A 20,017-nucleotide genomic window follows, 5' to 3' on the forward strand; every position below is an offset into this window, starting at 1 on the left:
GTAGTTGTTAGCATTCGGCTTGTCGCTGCCCTTGTTGCAATGTGGGCAAATTTGATTTACAATTAAATTGTTTGAAGTAGGCATAATGCCACCCTGCACACAGAAATGTGTGCTATTTTTTTACCCCTCTATCTTACTACAGGTATACCTGTCTGAGCAACATTTTTAATCAACCCTTTTTTAGTATTTGTTTCTTTTTTAGGTTTGCAGTGTTCTTTGTAATACTTCAAAGCGGTTCTATTCAGTATTTCTGTAGTAGTTTTATTCATAATTTAATATTCCAATAAAATACAGTTGTGTGTGTACAAAACCCTCTTGACATCTTAGGTTTTGAGAAATAAACTGTCAGGTATGAGTGCGTCAATAAAGAAATGTATGCGTAAATCCGAAGTTGAATCCACAAAAAAATCTCCAAAACCTGATTACAAAAGAGCTAGAAGACTTTTAGCTAAACTACTTTTTGAAGATAGAAAAGAAAAGGGTCTAAATCAAGTAGATTATTGCGAACAAGTGTTGAATAAACATGGGATTTCCGTAACCTACGGCTTTTTGCAACAATGGGAAAAAGAAGATTCCCGTAAAGGAGCGGACAACAAAAGCCTTCCAGATATCGTTAACTTTGCTGGTGTGGCTAAGTGTTTTGGCTACACTCTAACTGAGTTTTTCGATTACCTTACAGGGACGGAAACTTTTGTCACCCCTGAATACGACAAGGTTTACAGACAAGTTTCCTCCTTGCCGTGGGATGACAGAGTTAGGATGGTCAGGGAATTGCAAGATGCTCTGTTGCTTAGTGCTAATCCCGAAAAAAACACCCAGGGGGCAAAAACTCCGTAACAAGTTCTTCTCCTATCTTTTCCCCTGGCACATAACCAGACAAAATCTCTTTTACCTCTTTTCTCACAGATTCCTTGAAAACAGTTTGATTGGATTTTGTTATTTGGTCTATTTTGCTGGAAATAGACTTAAGTTGCTCTTGTGATAATCCGGCGAATACTTGTTGTTTTCCAGACATAAACTTCTATTTTTTACGTTACCCAATTATACACAGATAATTGGTAACAGGCAACTATGTATGTTTAGAAAATAGATGATAGGTATTGGCTTTTCTAGATGGATCTATTGTAAACTGGTAACATGAAGAATAACGATCCCAGTGATCACCTTGTTGTTTAATCTCAAAATAAATTATGCGTCTTTTACATACTATGTTACGGGTTAAAAACCTGGAAGAGTCCTTAAAATTCTACTGTGATATTTTAGGAATGAAACTCCTTCGTCAAAAAGATTATCCAGGGGGAGAGTTTACCCTTGCTTTTGTTGGTTATGGAGATGAGTCTGATAACTCAGTTATAGAATTAACCTATAATTGGGGTGTTGATTCTTATGAGTTGGGTGACGCTTATGGTCACATTGCTTTAGGAGTCGATGATATCTATGGAACTTGTGAAAAAATTAGAGAACAAGGGGGCAATATTACTAGAGAACCCGGTCCCATGAAACACGGTACAACGGTTATTGCTTTTGTTGATGATCCCAACGGTTACAAAATCGAATTAATTCAAATAGGAACCCAAGGATCAGCTAAAAAAGAAGAAGAAATTGCAAAAGCTGCTTAGTAAAATTAAAATATGAGAGTGTGAAAAACACTCTCATAAGTCTTCGTTAAATGTTGAAGATAACAGTCTAGAAAACTGTGTTATTCTTCTGTTTCTATACCAAAGACTCGATTAAAAGCTTTTTCTACTTTATAACCTGAGTCAATGGTTTCTAGGGGATCTTTACGGAGTCGGTGACGCAAACATAACACCATAGTGCGACGAATATCATCTACAGTAACCTCTGTACGTCCTTCAAACGCTGCTAAAGCTTTCGATGCACGGTTAGTAACAATATCACCCCGTAACCCGTCCACATCCAATTCTGAGCAGACTTCCGAAATTTTCACCCGTAAATCATAATCAATGTTAACGGAAGGGAGTAAATTTTGCGCTTGAACTAAACTATTTTGTAACTCATCTTGTTGAGTTTGATAGGTTTCACAGAATTTTTGGGGATCTCCATCAAATTCTGATCTTTGTTCTACAATTTGTACTCGTAGGTTAGGTTCTTTGACTGTATGGATCTCTGCGTGCATTCCAAAACGATCCAATAACTGAGGCCGTAACTCCCCTTCTTCGGGGTTTCCTGATCCCACTAAAACAAATCTAGCCGGGTGACGAATAGAAATACCTTCCCTTTCTACCGTATTCCAACCACTAGCAGCAGAGTCTAATAATACGTCCACTAGGTGATCGTCGAGTAAGTTAACCTCATCTACATACAAGATACCTCGGTTAGCTTTGGCTAATAACCCAGGTTCAAACGCTTTGACCCCTTCTGATAAAGCTTTTTCAATATCGATGGTACCACAAACCCTATCTTCTGTAGCTCCAAGGGGCAAGTCAACCATAATGACTTTTTTGTGGGAAATGGGCAAAGAACCCTCTTCTTCGAGGGTCTGACGCACGCTATCGCTCATTAAATCGGGGTCAGAGGGATGAGAGTTGAAGGGATCATTCGCTACTACATCGATTTCCGGGAGTAAGTCAGCTAAAGCGCGAATGGTGGTGGATTTTCCTGTACCGCGATCGCCCATAATCATCACACCGCCAATTTTGGGGTCGATGACATTGAGGAGGAGGGCCAGTTTCATTTCTTCTTGGCCGACAATGGCCGTAAAAGGAAAGACAACGCGATGGGTTTTTGGGGGTGCTTGTAGGGTTGCAGTCATCTATGATTATTTCGGTTTGTTCTTATTATAATTTTGCTATGCGATCGCTTACTTGGTCAATCTTTTTGATTGTGCGATGAATTCAGGTGATCTAAGCACGAAGAAGATTCAAATATTTAACAAAGGGGAGAAAATCTTTATCTGAAAAAAGCAGTGGTAAAGAATTTTCAATGCAGAAAGAGGCAATAATAACATCAGTGGTTTTTCTAATGGTTATTCCTTTCTTCCGTAGCTGACGATAATTTTCCGCGCTCTTGACAGCCATGTTTCTACCCAATAAATCAAAAATTGTCAAAGAAGTGAGCAAGTTTTTAGCTACATTGTAATCCGAATCATTTCTAAAACCTTGTAAAACTTCCGTGAGAATAATATCACCAATACTTATGGGCTGCATTCCTAATAATAAATCAAGTTGTCTGGTTTCAGACGTATCATGGCCATTAAAGTAATCAATCCAAACACTCGAATCCACCATAATCATTGATTACTCCTCATTTCTTCTAAGTCTCCTTCCCATTTCAATTTCCCCTTAAATCTTTTAATTTGCTCTTGTTTTTTCAACTGAATTAAAGTCTTAAGTCCCATTTCTAGAACTTCTCTTTCTGTTTTTAAACCAGTTACTTTTAAGGCATCAGCTATTAATTGTTCATCAATAGAAATGTTAGTTGTCATAGCAAGTTTATAATTCAAAATTTATAAAATAATAATATTTTTTTCTCTTTTCATTGTTCACCTATTTTATAATGTTAATCATAGCTAATTTATCAATCCTACTGCTATGATATTAACAAAAATAATGAAATTTTCGGGGGGGGTAAGTTTTACTTATCTGAAATAGCGATCGCTACCTCTATTCTGACTGTAAATACTTTAGCGATCGCACCTTCTCACGGTTCATCCTTATTAGAAAGTTTGGCTCAATGACTATTATCTCCTAAAGATTTTAAGTATTTTAGATAAGCTTGTTGTTGTTGTTCCTGGGGAAAAAATTGGTATTCAGAATTTTGACTTAACCACTCATCAAAAGATAGAATATTAACCCCCTTAGATTTTAAGTATTTTTGGTAAGTTTCTAGTTTTTCCTGTTCAGAAAAATCCTGAAAGATGGAATTTTGATTAATGAATTCTTCATAGTTTAATATTTGGGATGGATTAGAGGGAGGTTGTGGTTTAGGGGTTGGAGTTTGAGGAGTTGCAGAGGAAAATGATTTGTTATTGCGATGATCTTCTTCTGTGTAAGAAAACCAATAAGCTTCTACTTCTCCTTTAGGTAAGTTAATTTGATACCAAGCAAGCCACATATCCTCGGATTCAATTTTAGCTCTAATTTCTCCCATTGACCTACTTTTTTCAGTGTGGTTAAGATTACTCCATTCTTGACTCAAATCCTGTGCCATATTAATAGCTTCTTTTAAATTAGTTCGATTGGGAAAACCCACGATAGTACTGTCTGTTGCCCTACTTTCCAACTTACCCATATTTACCGATTTTTTTGATGGAGGAAAATCTATTCCTAATCTATCTAATTCCTGAAGAACATTCTTTAAAATATATACAATGCCTTCAGGATATTCGGTTTGTTGTGTTTCTTTTATACTTCTACGATATCCATAAGCAATTTTTCTTTTTGCATCTGCTTTTTTAAATAAAGAGGAGCCTAATGAAACAACTATTTTATTCAAACCTAAACATAATAAAATTATTACTATATTACTTGCTATATTACCTGCACGGGAACTAATCCAAGTTAAGCAGAAGAATAAGCTGGTTATAAAAATTGATATTCGCGCATAAATACAGAATAATCCTGTGCCATCAACTATAGTATGTTTAATTACTTTGTTCTTCATAAAAAATACCTACCCTTTGATTAATTTTTGTTGGTCAAGATTACAAATTAAATATAAATTACTTCAAACGAAGTAAAAAATAATATTGTTATAGTCCTAAGGTTGGGAAAGATTTTTGTTTGAATTCATTAGCTCTGAACCATTCCAAATATTTTTTATAAGTTTGCTCAGCCTGGTAATGCTTTTCCGAATTTCTTCGATCAGTGTCGTCTGAATATTTTTGATAAGCCTCTCTTTGTTCAGCTTCAGGACAATCCCGTAAATGAGACTTTTGATCGCGCCATTCTTCAAATTTTAATTTTTTTTCAGGTAAATAACCGTTTTCCTGACACCATTCTTCAAAACTTAATTCTCTTTCATAAGAGTCTGGTTGATCAGTTTCAAATGATTCTTGTTCTAATTGATCTAAAGCTTCATCATCAGTTTGTTCAATTTCCATAGAATTTTCTAAATCTTCAGAAGAGTCTGATTCATCAGTTTCAAATGATTCTTGTTCTAATTGAGCAAAAGCTTCGTCATCAGTTTGTTCAATTTCCATAGAATTTTCTAGATTTTCAGAAGATTCTAGCTGATTAATTTCAGATTGTTCTTGTTCTAATTGAGCAAAAGCTTCGTCATCAGTTTGTTCAATTTCCATAGAATTTTCTAGATTTTCAGAAGACTCTTTTTCCGTAAATTCACTAATAGACATCGTATTTTTTCTCCTTTGCAATAATTACAGTTTTTACTCAGAAATAAATCACTATAGCACTACGCATTATGGTTAGGAAACTATAGTGTAGTGAAAGGGAACAGGGAAAAGAAAAATTCAATAATTTTTTTGCCTACTGTTATATATTTCAGGATTATACAAAATTTTAATGGCATTATCCAAGGTTTTTGTATTTTTCTAGTTTTGTAACCTGAGTTCGACATAAGGCAATTGGTAGAAAACTTGACAAAATTAGTCGTCTCAAACCCTGATTATCTCTTTGAAAAAATAATAACTACTGTAGGTGCTTAATAATATTAAGCCTCTACGAAATCCTAACACAGAACTGATGGTTGTAGTTTGTAATTACATCAATCTATGTTTGTCTTTATTGTTCTAATAATAATATATAGTCAATATTTCGATAACATCTAATTTGTGGTATTTTTTATCTGATTAATTACACTTTTAAATGTCTTGCTCAAGGCATTTTTAAACTTTTGATTATCTGCCGTAATTCCACAGCGTTGTGCCACTTCTTGAGTATAGCACCAAGCAAAATCTAAATGAACTCAACCAAGCAATTAATATGATTATCTGAGATTATTGCCCACCATCTTAATTAATTATTGTCCATCTCGACCTTGGTGGGCAAGTTACTAATATTATCTTATACAATATCAATTAATCAACCTTGCCCACCCTACTCTTCTACTACAAATATAACCTTGTAGGGTGGGCAAATGAAGCCAAAGAACCAATTAACATGATTATCTGAGATTATTGCCCACCATCTTGATTAATTATTGTCTATCTTGAGCTTGGTAGGCAACCTAATAATATTATTTTATACAACATCAATTAATTAACCTTGCCCACCCTACACCTAAAACTTTTTAAGTCATTAAACTCTAACTTGGAAAATAATGATAATTTTTTCATTTTGTTCTTTTGATACGAATATCATCTTCAGGTAGAAATTTAAAATAATTTTCAGTCGAGTAAGGTTGAAATTTAAGACTAATTAATTATTGATTTTGTTTTGCTTTCATAGCATAATCTCTAAAGCGTTCTAAGTCAGCCATAATTGTTGACTCTACTACTCTACCTAAAAATAAATTATCCATTAGTTTACCTAACCATCCTGGAATATCGTAAGCAACACTTAAGCGAACAATACTGCTTTCTTGTCGATCGTAAAAACGAATTGCCCCACGATTTGGTAAACCATCCACCGATTCCCATTGTATAATTTGATGGGGAGTGACCTTTAAAATCTTTGATAACCAAGTAAATTCTAGCCCCCCACTGGCCAATTTCCAGCGAGATAATTCTGGATTTTCATCTAATATTTTAACTGAGTCAATCCACTTCATCCATTGTGGCATTTGTTCTAAGTCTGACCATAATCCCCATACTAATTCCATGGGAGCATCGACTTCAATTTGTACGCTATGTTCTAACCAATTAGACATTTTATATTCCCATAATAATTAAACATAGGGTAGGTAATTCCCACCCTATTTATTATTCTAGCGAATTGCAGAAACTTGGGGTGATTTTTTAAGGGTTTCTGCTTTTTCTAAGATGACTTGTGCTGCTTGTTTCCCGGAAATGGTTGCCCCTTCCATGCTATCAATATAGTCTTGTTGGGTGTAGCTTCCTGCTAGGAAAAAGTTAGGAATAGGGGTAGCTTGAGAAGGCCGATAAACATCCATTCCTGGAGCTTCTCTATAGAGAGATTGAGCTAATTTGACTACACTATACCAAGTCATATTTAATTCCCGGGAAGAGGGGAAAAGTTCATGAACCTGTTTTAAAACGTGGTTAGCAATATCTTCATTTTTAGATTTAACAAAGGGATCACCAGGGGTCAAAACTAATTGTAACAATGAGCCTTCTCCTTGTTTATAATAATCCCCAGGACTACTTAAAGCTAAGTCAGAAAAGCAAGAAAAATCAGCATCGGCAGTATAGAGTAAATTATCAATTCCGGCTGCTTCTTGTAACTGCTTACGTTTGTTTTCGTCTTGTAATTCTGTTACCCAACCATCAAAGCGAAGTTGTACCGTTGCCACGGGAACTGCTTCCAGTTGATAGATGTTATCAAACATAGAAAGTTTACGCCAGGTATCGGGAATTAATCTTTGAATTCCAGGAACATCGCAAGCACAAACATAAGCATCTGCGGTGATAGTTTCTTCTTTTTCTCCATCAGGAATAATTAAACCAGTGACTTCAATTTTATCGTTATTTTCTGTATATAAAATTTCTCTTACTCTGCGTCTGGTATGAATTTTCACCCCACGACTTTCTAAATAATTAGTGATCGGTTTATGGAGATATTCATGGGGAGAACCCTCTAACATTCTCAGGATAGAAGCTTCTGTTTTTGTGGCAAAGAAGAGGAAAATAGTTAACATACAACGGGCAGAAATATTCTCCGTATCAATAAACCCTAAAGCATAGGCGATGGGGTTCCACATCCGTTTTAAACTGCCATTGTTACCCCCATGTTGACGAAACCAGTCCGCAAAACTTATAGAATCTAGGTTGCGAATGGTTTTCATTGCCCCCTCAAAGTTGAGTAAACCTGGTACAAGGGGACTGGTTCCCAAGGCTAAAGAATTGGCAATTTTATCGATGGCCGAGAGTTGAGACGTGGTAAAAAACGCCTTTAACCCGTGTAATGGCGCACCAACAGGGAAACGAAAGTCTAACTCCCCAATTTTACCCCCACTATTAATGAAAGTATGGGTATGTTCCTTGAGGCGTAAATTATCGATCGCCCCTACTTTTTTCATCAAAGCAAAAAGGTTGTAATAGCAGCCAAAAAAGACGTGCAACCCCATTTCGATGTGATTTCCGTCTTTATCCACCCAACTGCCTACTTTTCCGCCGACAAAAGGACGAGATTCAAAGATTTCAACCTCACAACCAGCGTCTACTAAGTCGATGGCCGTGGCCATACCTGCTAAACCTGCACCAACGATCGCAACTCGCATTCTTTAGTTCCTTCTCTCATTTTCTTTACATATTGTAATCATATCAAACAATAGGGTTACTTCGGAGTTCGGATTTGAGTTACAATTGAAGCTAACTCTTAAATTTTAAGAATATTTACCGTTGATAACTGAAAAGTATTATTAGAATGACAAGCAACAACATCATGAGTTGATTGTTATTTTAGTCAGTTGTTTAAAACATTGCCCTATGTCTCCTTTACCTGAATATCGTCCCCAAAAATTATCTTTAGGAAGTCTAGAAACGGAAATTTTAGAAATTGTTTGGGACTTTGGCCAAACCACTGTTAAACAGATACACGATCGCATTTTAGCAGATCCAGAACGGGAATTAGCTTACGCTTCTGTTACCACAGTTTTAAACCGTTTAACTAAAAAAGGTTGGCTTAAATGCTGCAAAAATAATAAAGCTTTTACTTGGGAACCTTTAATGTCCCGTGAACAAGCTAAAGCTTTACAAGCTTATGAACAATTACAACAGTTTCTTGCTATCAGTAACCCTGATATGGTGGCTTCATTTGCTGATAGTTTAGATGCAACCAGTTTAGAACAATTAGAGGCGATCGCCAATCGTCTCCAAGCCATTCGTCGTCAACGGGGGACTCCTTAATATGCACTTAGTGATGATTTTCTTGGCTTTAGTAGTGGCCATAGGTATACGTTTAATTTTTTCTCTGTATTCCTATGGTCTGAGTTGTTGGCAGCGATCGCTGCTGGCTTTTATGGCACCTCCTTTGTTATTATTAATGACAGCAATTGCCGTCATTTTTATGGGTTATCATGGGGAGATGCTCGGTTTCCAGGCGAGTCTTTTCAGTTATTTATTAGCAGTGTTTTTCTTACTATTTTCTTTTATAAGAGGTTTAGAAATTACTTTTCAAGGATGCTCGTCTCTGCAAAAAATCAAGAGTTATCCTCAAAAAAATATTTATAATAGTCAGGCAAGAATTCTGGAAACTGATTTACCTTATAGCGCACAAGTTGGCTTTTGGGATTCAGAACTTATCATTAGTAATGGTATTTTAAGCACCCTAGACAATGAGCATTTGAAAGCAGTAATTGCCCACGAACAAGCACACGCTTATTACCATGATACTTTTTGGTTTTTCTGGTTAGGTTGGTTAAAAAGAATTAGTTTTTGGCTACCGAAAACTAACAAGCTTTGGCAAGATTTATTACTATTAAGGGAAATTCGTGCCGACCAAAAAGCAGTACAGAAAGTTGACCCTTTAATTCTAGCAGAATCTTTATTGATTATTGCTCAAGAAATTAATAAAATAGTAAGAGAAAACCCTTTAGGAATAGTAGCAGTAGGGTTTCATGATCTCGACCTAGAAAACCGGTTAGAAGAAAGAATAAATGCCTTATTTGATGAATCAGACTATATTAGCTTCAAAGGAATTGAATGGTGTCCTGTCTTAATCACTCTACTGCCATTAGTTTCTATTCCTTTTCACTGTTAAATAGTAGGGGTCAACGGCCGTTGACCTCTAATTTTGGAAATTGGTCTTAGGGAAGATTTCTTGAATTTCTACGTCTAATTATCTCAGCTTGTTGGGGAGTTAAATCTGGTTTTTGACCTGGTAAAAAAGCGATGGGATTAATTGCTTTTCTGCCTCCAGGACGAATCTCAAAATGTAGATGGGGACCTGTACTAAATCCTGTACTGCCCATTTCTGCAATTTGTTGGCCTTGTTCCACACTTTGGCCAGAAGTGACTAAAAGCCGTTGATTATGTCCATAAACGCTAACATTACCATCAGGGTGACGGATACTCACTTGATAACCTAAACCTTTATTACTCCAACCTGCAAACACCACTACACCAGAGGCCGCTGCAATAATGGGAGTACCAATGGGGGCCGCAATATCAACTCCTGTGTGCAGTTTACCAAAACGCGGACCAAACCCAGAGGTAAGGTTGCCTTGAGAGGGCCAAATATAACCTCGGGGAGATACGGGGGTTTGTGGTAAATAGCGATCTGAAGGGAGAGGACGTAACTTGACCCCGGTTTCTTCTTCTCCAGTGGCCACAACTATGGTGTGGGATACAAAGGAAGCAAAAATGCTCACACCAGCAAGAATTAATCTATTAGATAATGATTTCATCGGTTAGTGATTAAGTGTAGGAGTAAAGCCTCACACTTTCTTAAGAAAGTTGAAGAGTTGTAAGCTACTGTAGCAGAAAATAGATTTTTGTAAAATTGGCTGGATATTCTGAGTTCTTTTAATCTCATGATTACCCAATGTTTACCTTTATCTTTTAAACTATTTTGTAAAGTATTGTCCTTTCACGGTAAGAAGACTAAAACCAAGATGCTACTAGCCTACAACCCAACGCAACCTCTGGCCCTTGAAGAAATGGAGGAGGGGCGATTACACTTTTATGAGCGAGGCGAAACAATACCTCTTATCAGTGAGGGTATCTGGCAAGTGTATCGTGGGATTGCTCAATTAAGTCAACTATCTCCTCAAGGGGACGAGATTTTGCTGGGGTGGGCGCAACCTGGAACTTTTTTTGGTTCTTGGTTAACTTTTGTAGATTCCTATCAAGTTAAAGGCTTATCAAATCTTTATTTAAAATGGCATGGAATTGAAGATTTGAATAACTCTACTGAATTAAGTCAAACGGCTTTTAGTCAGTTGGCCCGTCGAATGCGTCAAACAGAGGCTTTATTAGCTATTTTAGGGTTGAAACGGGTTGAAGATCGTCTCCAACAATTACTTTGTTTACTTCAACAAGAGTTAGGGGAAAGCATAAAAGAAGGAACTCGGATTAAAGTTCGTTTAACCCATCAAAACTTAGCCAATGCTATTGCAACTACAAGGGTAACGGTGACTCGTTTGTTAGGAGAATTTCAACGTCAAGGATGGCTTTGTTTTGATAGCGATCGCCATATTATTATTACTTCTGTTAGGTTTAATTCTCATCCTAAATCTAATGTTGGTTTCAACTAATTATGTTTTTTGAGTTGATTGTTATCCTAACATTTTTTATCTGTTTCAGGATAATTTAGGATTAATTTTTTTGCTAATTCTGCATTATTTATACCAAGTCCGCTTATTATGGTAGAGTGATATTCTATCTCCCCCTGTCTCTCCTGCTCATCAAGATGATTGTCCACTATCTAAAGCGGATTTAGTGTTATTATTAAGGGGCAAAATAATTTTTAGTTCTGTATAGGCGTTTTCTTCACTGTCTATTAAAATTTTTCCTTGATGTCCTTGTACAATAATATCATGGCTAATGGATAAGCCTAACCCTGTACCTTGTCCGGTGGGTTTAGTGGTGAAAAAAGGATTAAAAACTTTATCGATTATGGTTTGAGGAATTCCTTGACCATTATCACGGATTGTAATTTCTATCTCTTCATTTTTCGCTTTTGTGGTTATGGTTAAAGTTGGGGTAAAATTCTGCTGACAAGATTTACTTTTTTCATGAACTGCATAGCAACCATTATTAATTGCATTGAGAAAAACACGGCTGATATCTTGGGGAACAAGGTTAATTTCTGGGATATTATTATCATAATGGGTATCAATTTTAATTTTAAAAGTTGGTTCTTTTGCGCGCATTCCATGATAGGCTAAATTGACAGATTCAGCTAATACATTATTAATATGGATGAGTTGTCTTTGTCCAGGTTTTCCTTTGGAGTGCATTAACATTCCATGAACTATTTTATCGGCCCTTTGTCCATGTTCATGAATTTTCTGAGAATTTTGTTTAACATCGTCTAAAATTTCTTCGATATAATCGATTGTTTCTTGATCTAATTTATCTTTTTGGGTGTCTATTTCTTCGTGTAATTCTTCTGTTAATTCCACACAAAGTTCTGCAAAGTTATTAACAAAGTTCAGGGGATTTTTGATTTCATGGGCAATTCCGGCGGTTAATGCACCTAGAGAAGCTAATTTTTCTTGGGCAATAATTTGATTTTGGGTTGCTTTTAGTTTAGTTAAGATTTCGTTTAATTGCTGATTTTTATCTTGTAATTCTTGGGTTCTTAATTGTACTTTTTTTTCTAATGTTTTACTGTAATCTTCTAATTGTTCATAGAGACGGGAGTTTTCAATAGAAATAGCAGCAGAACTCGATAAAATATTGACAATTTCTATTCTTTGTGCAGTAAAAGCATCGGTGGTTAAATTGTTTTCTAAATAGATAATTCCGTTGAGTTTACCTTGATTAAGAATAGGAGTACAAAGAATTGATTTCGGTTTCTTATTAAGAATATAAGGAGTTTGGGTAAAGTTACCTTCTTCAGTTGCGTTATTTAAAACAATACTTTCTTGAGTGTGAGCAACATAATTAATAATAGGAATTGATAGGTTAATCTCATGATTATTTTCTTGAGAATTATTGAGAGGAATTGATTGTAATATAGTAAGATTTTTCTGCTCAATATTTCCCTCGGCTTCAATGAACCAATTATGATTATTTTCTAATAATAAAAATCCTCTTTGTGCGCCAGCATTTTCAATTATGGCTTTCATGAGTTTTTCTAATAAGTTCTTTAAAATAATTTCACCAGAAATAACTTGTGATGCTTTGAAAATACTGTTATAGTCTAACTCTTTTGATAAGGTTTTTGCTGTTGTATTTGTTGGCAAATTTTTAGTAGTATAAATATCTTTTGTTAGTAACTGAGGATAGGTTTCTTCTAACTGCTTTACTTTTGCACTTGCCCCCCATATTTTATAGTAGTAATAAGCATCTTGTAAATAATAATAGGCTGTATGATCGTATTTTTTATCTAAATAAAATTTAGCAGCTAATTCATAAGCGATCGCTTTTTCATGAACATAATCACTTTCTTTAAAAGCAGTAATTGCCTGATCATAATATTCTCTAGCATTTTTATTTTCACCTAAAACACGATATATTTCAGCTTCAATTAAATAAAATTTTCCTAAATAATGACTAGGATTATATCTTGCTAAAAGTTTCAGATTTCTTTGATGTTGAGTGACTTTTTTAATAATATCTTCTTGTTGGTGAGCCGATTGTTGCTCATAAATAGCTAAGTGGGCTAAACAATAATAAAAAAGAAATTTTGGAGTTCCTGCGGTTAACATTCCTCCTATATATTTTTCTCCTTCTAGTGCATATTCTAAGGCTTTTTGTGACTCCCCTAATAGATAACAAATTGTAGTTTTATGGGTATAAATATGAAATAAAGCTAGATTATAGTTACCTTTCTTATATAAGGGAAGTATCTGATCTTCATTAAATGCTTTACCAACTAAACGACAAGGATATTCACATTTGTTTTGTAAGTTAAGTACAAGTTGATAATTCATTTCTAAAAAATAGAGACTATTTTTGCTTTGCATTTTTTTAGCAGATTCTATGTACTTAAATAATTCATTTTCAACCTGATTTAATTCTTTACCCGTAGCAAATAAATAATTACAATATAGTTGAGCATTCCACATAGCATACTCAATATTACCTGTTTCTAATCCCTTTTTATAACCCAAATGTAAAGGATTTAAAAGTTGTTTTATAGGATCTTTCCAATGTCTAATTGATAAGATAACAATAAAAGAAGTTTGTGCTTCTAATCTTTTAGCTTGAAGTTTTGACAATAAGGATAAAGCCACTTTTCCAAACTCATAACCATCATCAAACCTTTCATTAATTTGAGATAAAAGTTGACCATAAAAAGCATAAGCAACGCAAGCTTCAGGAGAGTTACCATAGTTTAAACATAGCTTAATTTGTTGGGTAACAGTGACAATAAATAAGGGAAAACTGGCTAAATATGCCGCCATACTCATTGTTACTAAAATTCTCAAAGAAGCTATGGCTTTATTATCAGTAATAAGGGGCAAGTTAATTAGGTTTTTAATAACTGTATCTTGCAGTAATATATTAGTTTCTTTTAGAGATTTTTGTATCTCTAATTTACTAGGATTTTTAGGGATATTTATTCCCAATAAATTTAGAGTTGATAGAGATAGTTCGATAGCTTCTACTAACTTATTTTGAGAGGTAAATGCTTTAATTTTTATTTCGCAAGCTTTAACTTTGTCTAGCAAAAATGAGGACTGTTTTATAATAGTTTTTATTAACAATTCCATGAGTTCAAAATTGTTACTTAAAGATGCAGACTCTGCTGCTTCTAAATAAAGTTCTAAGGAAAATTGATATTTATTTTTCCAAATTTTATCATTGTCTAAAAGACTAATAGCAAACTGTAAATAATTCAATGCTGCTGGATAAGCTGCTGATGCTTTTGCTTTTTTTCCTGCTATGAAATTTAATTGAGAAAGTTGTTCAAATTCTGCGGTATCATTGATCAACTTATAGCCAATATTAATTTGATTGACAATATCAAATATTTTTTCTTCTTGTTTTGTGTTGGGTATCTTATCTAATAGTAATTTTCCTATTCTTAAGTGTATTTCTTCTTGTTTATGCTTAGATAGTAAGGAATAAGCTGCTTGTTGTACACGATCATGAGAAAACTGATAACTAATTTTTAATGATTTTGGTATTTCGTGATCTTCTTGATAATTATTGATCAGTTTATATTGATTATTAAGCGGTGAAATTAGTCCTTTTTCTAGGGCTTTAATAAGATTATTTGCAGTTTCAATTTGTGAATTATTACTAACCATTGCTAAGGTACTTAAGTCAAATTTACTGCCTATACAAGCTGCTATTTTAAGAAGCTCCTCTATTGCTTTTGGGGTAGTTTTGATATTACTAGCCATTAAATCCACAACATTTTCTGTGATTTCTAAGGCTTCAATTTTATACTTGCTATAGTCCCATTTCTTTTCTATATTATTAAATACCAAAATTTTATTTTCATAAAGGGACTGTAAAAACTCTTTGACGAAAAAAGGATTGCCATTAGTTTTCTTTTTAATTAATCTTGCTAATTTTTTGTTATTTTTATCTGCTATATTTATAGTATCTTTAATTAATACTTCAATGTTAGGAGTAGCTAAGTTATTAAGCAAAATTTCTTCCATAGTTACCCCTTGATTCTGAATATCATTTAAAGTTAATCTTAAAGGGTGCGCTAAGTCAATTTCATTATCTCTATAGGCAGCAATAATTAATAAAGATTGATCGTCTAATGTAGTAGTTAAAGACTGTATTAACTGTAATGAAGCAGAATCTGACCATTGCAAATCATCTAAGAATATAACTAAAGGATGCTGTTTTTTAGTAAAGACTTTTAAGAAGTTTTGGAAAACTAAATTAAAACGATTTTGTGCTTCTTTTGGTTCTAGTTTAATAATGCTTGGTTGACTGCCAATAATTTTTTCAATTTCGGGAATAACATCAATAATAACCTGTCCATTTACTCCTAAAGCTGTGAGTAAATTCTTGCGCCATTGACTAATCTTTTCGTCAGATTCTGTTAGTAACTGATTTACCAATTCTTGACAAGCTTGTATAATTGCTGCGTAAGGAATATTGCGTTGAAATTGTTCAAATTTTCCTGAAATAAAATAGCCTTTTTTTCCAGTAATATAAGGATAAATTTCACGTATCAAAACTGATTTACCTATACCAGCATATCCAGACACTAAGATCATAGCATTATGTCCTTTTGTTACTTTGTCAAAAGTATTAATTAATGTCTTTATTTCTGTTTCTCTACCATAGATTTTTTGTGGAATCTGAAACTTATCCGAAACATCATATTTACCTATAGAGAATTTTTTTATATGGTTTTTGTCTGTTAAATTATTTAAACATTCTTCTAAATCAATTTTGATTCCTTTGACACTTTGATATCTTTTTTCAGGTGTTTTTGCCAATAATTTCATGACAATCTCTGAAAGTATTTGAGGAATATCAGGATTAATATCATGGGGATAAGTTGCTTGTTTAGCGATATGAAAATGAACTAATTCTAAGGGATCTTCTGTTACAAAAGGAAGTTGCTTAGTTAGCATTACATAAAAAGTGACTCCAAGGGAATAAAAGTCAGTACGATAGTCAATTTTTCGGTTCATTCTCCCTGTTTGTTCGGGAGACATATAAGCTAAAGTTCCCTCAATTAAATTAGGATTAAATTCTTGAGTATTTTCTAAAGCTAATTGCGTAGAAATCCCAAAATCAATTAATTTTAGTTCTTGACTTTCCGGATGGATAATAATATTAGTTGGATTAATATCTTTGTGAATAATGTTAGCATTATGAACAATTTCCAATCCTTTAACAATTTTAATAGCAAAGTTTAAAAAATCTTCGATATTTAAACTATTTTCTTTTAATAAAGATTCTAGAGATATTCCTCCAAAATCCTCTAAAATAATCAATAAAGTGTTTTGATATTTATCAATTGAATAGGTTTTAATAATTCTCTGGGAACTGAACTGACTGAGTATTTTATATTCCTGTTTAAACTGTGATAAAGTAATAGGATCTGGATGATTTTCTTGCAGAATTTTTAAAATAACTGGTTGCTGATCCTCTTCTCTAACACCACGATAAATTAAAGAATGAGAACTCTCATAAAGTTTTTCTCTAATTTGACAATTATTGATGATCATATTCATAGTTAATTAATAGATAATTTTGCTAAACTACTCTGATTTTAAAATCTTCAAAAACTCCTCCTCATTGAGTTGAGTTATACTTAATTTATCAGCTTGAGCTAACTTAGATCCAGGGTTTTCTCCTAGCAACAAATAATCCGTTTTTTTGCTAACAGAACTGGTTACTTTTCCTCCTGCTTCCATAATCAAAGCTTTAGCCTCATTCCGTTTTAAAGTAGGTAAAGTTCCAGTGATAACAAAAGCTTTGCCCGCAAAAGGAGTTAAAGAAGGATCAAAAGTAGCTATTTTAGATTGAGTTACTTCTAATTGTAACCCAACTTTTTTTAATTGTTGGATTAGATCACAGTTTTTTTCAATACTAAACCAATCAATAATAGATTGGGCAATCTCTTCTCCTACACCATAAACCGAACTTAAATCAGAGAAAGAAGCCTGAGATAATAGCTCAATATTAGTAAAATTATCCACTAATAAACTAGCAGTAACACTGCCCACATAACGAATTCCTAAACCATATAAAACCCGTGAGAAAGGCTGCTGTTTACTGCCTTCAATAGCCTCAATTAAATTATTGGCAGATTTGCTACCCATCCGTTCTAAATTTGCAATTTCTTCCGGAGTTAAATTATATAAATCAGCAATAGAATTAACTAAACCATTATTAATTAATAAGATAACAATTTTTTCCCCCAAACCACGAATATCTAAAGCATCCCGTGAGGCCCAATGAACTAAACTACCCCGTAAAATTGCCCCACAAGAAAGATTTATACAACGAGTAACCGCTTCCTTTGGGGGACGTTTCAAAGTAGAATCGCATTCAGGACAGCGATCTGGCATTTGGTAGGGTTGGGTGTTGGGGGGACGTAATTCCTCCAAAACACGGACAACTTCCGGAATAATCTCCCCTGCTTTGCGAATAATCACCGTATCTCCCACACGGATGTCCAGTTGCTTAATACGATCGCTGTTATGAAGTGTCGCTTTTTGTACCGTTGTCCCGGCTAAATGAACCGGTTCCATGACGGCCATGGGGGTTACAGCCCCTGTTCTGCCCACATTAACTATAATATCTTTAACCATGGTAGGAGCCTCTTCTGCGGGATATTTTAAGGCGATCGCCCAACGAGGGAATTTTTGGGTAAACCCTAACACTTTTTGCAGAGAATAATCATTAATTTTTACAACAACACCATCGGTCATGTAAGGTAAGTCTTTTCTATCAGTTTCCCACTGCTGAAAATAGTCAGTAACTTCTAAAAGAGAGTGGCATAATTTTCGGTGAGGGTTAACTAAAAAACCACTATTTTTTAAATAGTTTAAAGAGTCCCATTGACTGCTAATTTCTCCCGTTTCAAGATGTAAAGTATAGGCAAAAAATTGTAAGCGTCTCTCGTCTACAATTTTCGGGTCTAACTGTCGTAAAGTTCCGGCGGCTGCGTTACGAGGATTCGCAAATAACGCCTCTCCTTTTTCTTCCCTTTGTTGATTAATACGATCAAATTCATCTATAGGTAAAAAAGCCTCCCCACGAACTTCTATAATAGGGGGAGGATTGTCTAAATTTAACTTTAAAGGAATAGAACGAATGGTGCGAATATTTTGTGTAATATCTTCCCCTGTAGTTCCATCTCCTCTAGTTACGCCTCGAACTAATAGACCATTTTCGTAGGTTAAAGCTAGTGCCGATCCATCAATTTTTAACTCACAAACGTATGCAGTAGATTCTATATTTTCTTGTTCACTATATCGTCTCCATTTTTTTTTCCATGTTTTTAGTTCATCTAAATTAAAAGCATTTTCTAAACTATAAAGAGGGATATTATGGTCAACAGAAACAAATTGAGAAGCAGGTTTATCTCCTACTCTTTGGGTGGGACTATCAGAAGTAATTAAATGAGGATTTTCTTTTTCTAATTGATCTAGTTCCCGATATAACTGATCATAAACAGCATCCTCCATAATGGGATTATCAAGAACATAGTAAGCATAATTTGCTTTTTGTAGTTGTTGTCTTAGTTGTTGTATACGTTGTTCAATCACTATTTAAAGTCCTCTCACATTTATTATTAATCTATATTCGTTTTAAATAAGTTTGAGATACAGTGTGAGCATCCTGCTAACTATGGTAACAATAAAGAAGGTAAGTTTTCTCTCATTTTATTTAAAATTAACTACAACTCCATATCAAGATGATTATCAACAAAATTTTTCATCGTTTCTATCCTCTCTTTAAAAAAAGGATTGTTGGTTTCTATAGGTTCAGGAGTATTAGATAAATAATAAAGATTGTCTTCTAATTAGTCTAGTAATTTAGATGCTTAACAGCTTAACAATGGTGTCTAATCTACTCTCCTGTTAATATTGAAAAAGTATAACTTAGGAGTATGGATCTTGGTTAATATTCGCTGCGGTAAAATTGATTTTAAGAACATTGAAGCCATTATCTTTGATAAAGATGGCACCTTAGAAGACTCTAATAACTTTTTACGAGAATTAAGTATCCATCGCGCCCGTTTATTAGATGCGCAAATACCAGGTATTGGCGAACCCTTATTAATGGCCTTTGGAATGCAAAATAATCAATTAGATCCCACTGGTTTAATGGCCGTAGGGAGTCGTCAAGAAAACTTAATTGCTGCTGCTGCTTACATCGCAGAAACAGGAAAAAGTTGGTTTGAAGCCCTAGAAATTGCTGAAAATTCATTCATACAAGTTGATCAATCTCTCAAAAAAGATCGAACCACCTCCCCTCTCTTTGCTGGCAGTTTAGATGTCTTGAAAACCTTATACAAAGCTGGATTAAAATTAGGAATACTCTCCGCTGCTCCTACCCAAGACGTAGAACATTTTGTACGGGAACATAATCTTTCTGATTACATTCAGTTGATGATGGGAGGAGACCAAGGATTAAGTAAACCCGATCCCCAACTATTTCTTAAAGCTTGTCACACTTTGATAACATCTCCCCAGAAAACCCTCATGGTAGGAGACTCTCAAGGAGATATTCTCATGGCCAAACAAGCAGGAGTAGCAGGAACCATCGGTATTTGTTGGGCTAACAACACAGCCCCTCATCTCAATCAAGCCGATATTATTATTACTCAAATTGAGGAAATACAACTAGCTTAAACTACCAAAGCATCTAACA

The 20,017-nt window shown here is 34.4% G+C and carries 17 protein-coding genes; 6 read left to right on the plus strand and 11 right to left on the minus strand.

Going from position 1 to position 20,017, the window contains the following annotated elements; all coding sequences use genetic code 11:
- Window positions 1-128 precede the first annotated feature (128 nt).
- Window positions 129-269 (minus strand): hypothetical protein, encoded by a 141-nt coding sequence (locus tag QNJ66_RS03735; RefSeq protein WP_300503163.1) that lies wholly within the window; start codon window positions 267-269, stop codon window positions 129-131.
- Window positions 270-375: 106 nt separating this feature from the next.
- Here QNJ66_RS03735 and QNJ66_RS03740 point away from each other — a divergent pair, with 106 nt between their 5' ends.
- A complete protein-coding gene (locus QNJ66_RS03740; RefSeq protein ID WP_300503164.1) occupies window positions 376-837 on the plus strand; it encodes a hypothetical protein in 462 nt (153 codons plus the stop codon).
- Window positions 838-1,190: 353 nt separating this feature from the next.
- The gene (gloA, locus tag QNJ66_RS03745) at window positions 1,191-1,619 is read left to right on the plus strand and encodes a lactoylglutathione lyase (RefSeq protein ID WP_300503165.1); all 429 of its coding nucleotides are present in this window, start codon (window positions 1,191-1,193) and stop codon (window positions 1,617-1,619) included.
- A gap of 80 nt (window positions 1,620-1,699) precedes the next feature.
- On the opposite strand, the gene bchI is transcribed toward gloA, so the two are convergent.
- From bchI to zds, 7 genes are all read right to left on the minus strand, one after another.
- Complete coding sequence (gene bchI, locus QNJ66_RS03750) at window positions 1,700-2,773, minus strand: magnesium chelatase ATPase subunit I (protein ID WP_300503166.1); 1,074 nt, start codon at window positions 2,771-2,773, stop codon at window positions 1,700-1,702.
- Between the two features lie 91 nt (window positions 2,774-2,864).
- On the minus strand, window positions 2,865-3,248 hold the full coding sequence (locus QNJ66_RS03755; protein WP_300503167.1) for a PIN domain nuclease: 384 nt from the start codon (window positions 3,246-3,248) through the stop codon (window positions 2,865-2,867).
- Window positions 3,249-3,250: 2 nt separating this feature from the next.
- Window positions 3,251-3,445 carry a type II toxin-antitoxin system VapB family antitoxin gene (locus tag QNJ66_RS03760; protein ID WP_300503168.1) on the minus strand — a complete coding sequence of 65 codons (195 nt, stop codon included), beginning with the start codon at window positions 3,443-3,445 and terminating at the stop codon, window positions 3,251-3,253.
- 245 nt (window positions 3,446-3,690) lie between these two features.
- Entirely contained in the window at window positions 3,691-4,623 is a 933-nt protein-coding gene (locus tag QNJ66_RS03765) for a hypothetical protein (protein WP_300503170.1), read from the minus strand.
- Window positions 4,624-4,711: 88 nt separating this feature from the next.
- Window positions 4,712-5,314, minus strand: coding sequence for a hypothetical protein (locus tag QNJ66_RS03770; protein WP_300503172.1), 603 nt, complete (start codon window positions 5,312-5,314; stop codon window positions 4,712-4,714).
- Between the two features lie 1,028 nt (window positions 5,315-6,342).
- Window positions 6,343-6,789 (minus strand): SRPBCC family protein, encoded by a 447-nt coding sequence (locus tag QNJ66_RS03775; RefSeq protein WP_300503174.1) that lies wholly within the window; start codon window positions 6,787-6,789, stop codon window positions 6,343-6,345.
- Between the two features lie 57 nt (window positions 6,790-6,846).
- Window positions 6,847-8,319, minus strand: coding sequence for a 9,9'-di-cis-zeta-carotene desaturase (zds, locus tag QNJ66_RS03780; RefSeq protein ID WP_300503176.1), 1,473 nt, complete (start codon window positions 8,317-8,319; stop codon window positions 6,847-6,849).
- A 208-nt stretch (window positions 8,320-8,527) separates the two neighbouring features.
- Here zds and QNJ66_RS03785 point away from each other — a divergent pair, with 208 nt between their 5' ends.
- Entirely contained in the window at window positions 8,528-8,947 is a 420-nt protein-coding gene (locus QNJ66_RS03785; protein WP_300503178.1) for a BlaI/MecI/CopY family transcriptional regulator, read from the plus strand.
- 1 nt (window position 8,948) lies between these two features.
- Complete coding sequence (locus QNJ66_RS03790) at window positions 8,949-9,800, plus strand: M56 family metallopeptidase (RefSeq protein WP_300503180.1); 852 nt, start codon at window positions 8,949-8,951, stop codon at window positions 9,798-9,800.
- Between the two features lie 46 nt (window positions 9,801-9,846).
- Here QNJ66_RS03790 and QNJ66_RS03795 read toward each other — a convergent pair whose 3' ends face one another.
- Window positions 9,847-10,446 (minus strand): M23 family metallopeptidase, encoded by a 600-nt coding sequence (locus tag QNJ66_RS03795; RefSeq protein WP_300503182.1) that lies wholly within the window; start codon window positions 10,444-10,446, stop codon window positions 9,847-9,849.
- Window positions 10,447-10,653: 207 nt separating this feature from the next.
- Here QNJ66_RS03795 and QNJ66_RS03800 point away from each other — a divergent pair, with 207 nt between their 5' ends.
- On the plus strand, window positions 10,654-11,295 hold the full coding sequence (locus QNJ66_RS03800) for a Crp/Fnr family transcriptional regulator (RefSeq protein ID WP_300503184.1): 642 nt from the start codon (window positions 10,654-10,656) through the stop codon (window positions 11,293-11,295).
- 150 nt (window positions 11,296-11,445) lie between these two features.
- Here QNJ66_RS03800 and QNJ66_RS03805 read toward each other — a convergent pair whose 3' ends face one another.
- A complete protein-coding gene (locus tag QNJ66_RS03805) occupies window positions 11,446-16,866 on the minus strand; it encodes an AAA family ATPase (protein ID WP_300503186.1) in 5,421 nt (1,806 codons plus the stop codon).
- A gap of 27 nt (window positions 16,867-16,893) precedes the next feature.
- Entirely contained in the window at window positions 16,894-18,912 is a 2,019-nt protein-coding gene (gene ligA, locus QNJ66_RS03810) for an NAD-dependent DNA ligase LigA (RefSeq protein ID WP_300503211.1), read from the minus strand.
- Between the two features lie 348 nt (window positions 18,913-19,260).
- On the opposite strand from ligA, the gene QNJ66_RS03815 reads away from it, so the two are divergent.
- On the plus strand, window positions 19,261-19,998 hold the full coding sequence (locus QNJ66_RS03815) for an HAD family hydrolase (protein WP_300503188.1): 738 nt from the start codon (window positions 19,261-19,263) through the stop codon (window positions 19,996-19,998).
- The last annotated feature ends 19 nt before the right edge of the window (window positions 19,999-20,017 follow it).

Origin of the sequence: Crocosphaera sp., assembly GCF_030064895.1 — a bacterium.
In the GTDB taxonomy this organism is placed as follows: Bacteria; Cyanobacteriota; Cyanobacteriia; order Cyanobacteriales; family Microcystaceae; genus Crocosphaera.

Bases quoted from the DNA above. Each gene is read 5' to 3' on its own strand.
- QNJ66_RS03805 (WP_300503186.1), bottom strand. From the start codon at position 16,866: ATGAATATGATCATCAATAATTGTCAAATTAGAGAAAAACTTTATGAG.
- QNJ66_RS03800 (WP_300503184.1), top strand. From the start codon at position 10,654: ATGCTACTAGCCTACAACCCAACGCAACCTCTGGCCCTTGAAGAAATG.
- QNJ66_RS03760 (WP_300503168.1), bottom strand. From the start codon at position 3,445: ATGACAACTAACATTTCTATTGATGAACAATTAATAGCTGATGCCTTA.
- gloA (WP_300503165.1), top strand. From the start codon at position 1,191: ATGCGTCTTTTACATACTATGTTACGGGTTAAAAACCTGGAAGAGTCC.
- QNJ66_RS03755 (WP_300503167.1), bottom strand. From the start codon at position 3,248: ATGGTGGATTCGAGTGTTTGGATTGATTACTTTAATGGCCATGATACG.
- bchI (WP_300503166.1), bottom strand. From the start codon at position 2,773: ATGACTGCAACCCTACAAGCACCCCCAAAAACCCATCGCGTTGTCTTT.
- QNJ66_RS03765 (WP_300503170.1), bottom strand. From the start codon at position 4,623: ATGAAGAACAAAGTAATTAAACATACTATAGTTGATGGCACAGGATTA.
- QNJ66_RS03775 (WP_300503174.1), bottom strand. From the start codon at position 6,789: ATGTCTAATTGGTTAGAACATAGCGTACAAATTGAAGTCGATGCTCCC.
- QNJ66_RS03790 (WP_300503180.1), top strand. From the start codon at position 8,949: ATGCACTTAGTGATGATTTTCTTGGCTTTAGTAGTGGCCATAGGTATA.
- QNJ66_RS03735 (WP_300503163.1), bottom strand. From the start codon at position 269: ATGAATAAAACTACTACAGAAATACTGAATAGAACCGCTTTGAAGTAT.
- QNJ66_RS03795 (WP_300503182.1), bottom strand. From the start codon at position 10,446: ATGAAATCATTATCTAATAGATTAATTCTTGCTGGTGTGAGCATTTTT.
- QNJ66_RS03770 (WP_300503172.1), bottom strand. From the start codon at position 5,314: ATGTCTATTAGTGAATTTACGGAAAAAGAGTCTTCTGAAAATCTAGAA.
- QNJ66_RS03740 (WP_300503164.1), top strand. From the start codon at position 376: ATGCGTAAATCCGAAGTTGAATCCACAAAAAAATCTCCAAAACCTGAT.
- zds (WP_300503176.1), bottom strand. From the start codon at position 8,319: ATGCGAGTTGCGATCGTTGGTGCAGGTTTAGCAGGTATGGCCACGGCC.
- QNJ66_RS03785 (WP_300503178.1), top strand. From the start codon at position 8,528: ATGTCTCCTTTACCTGAATATCGTCCCCAAAAATTATCTTTAGGAAGT.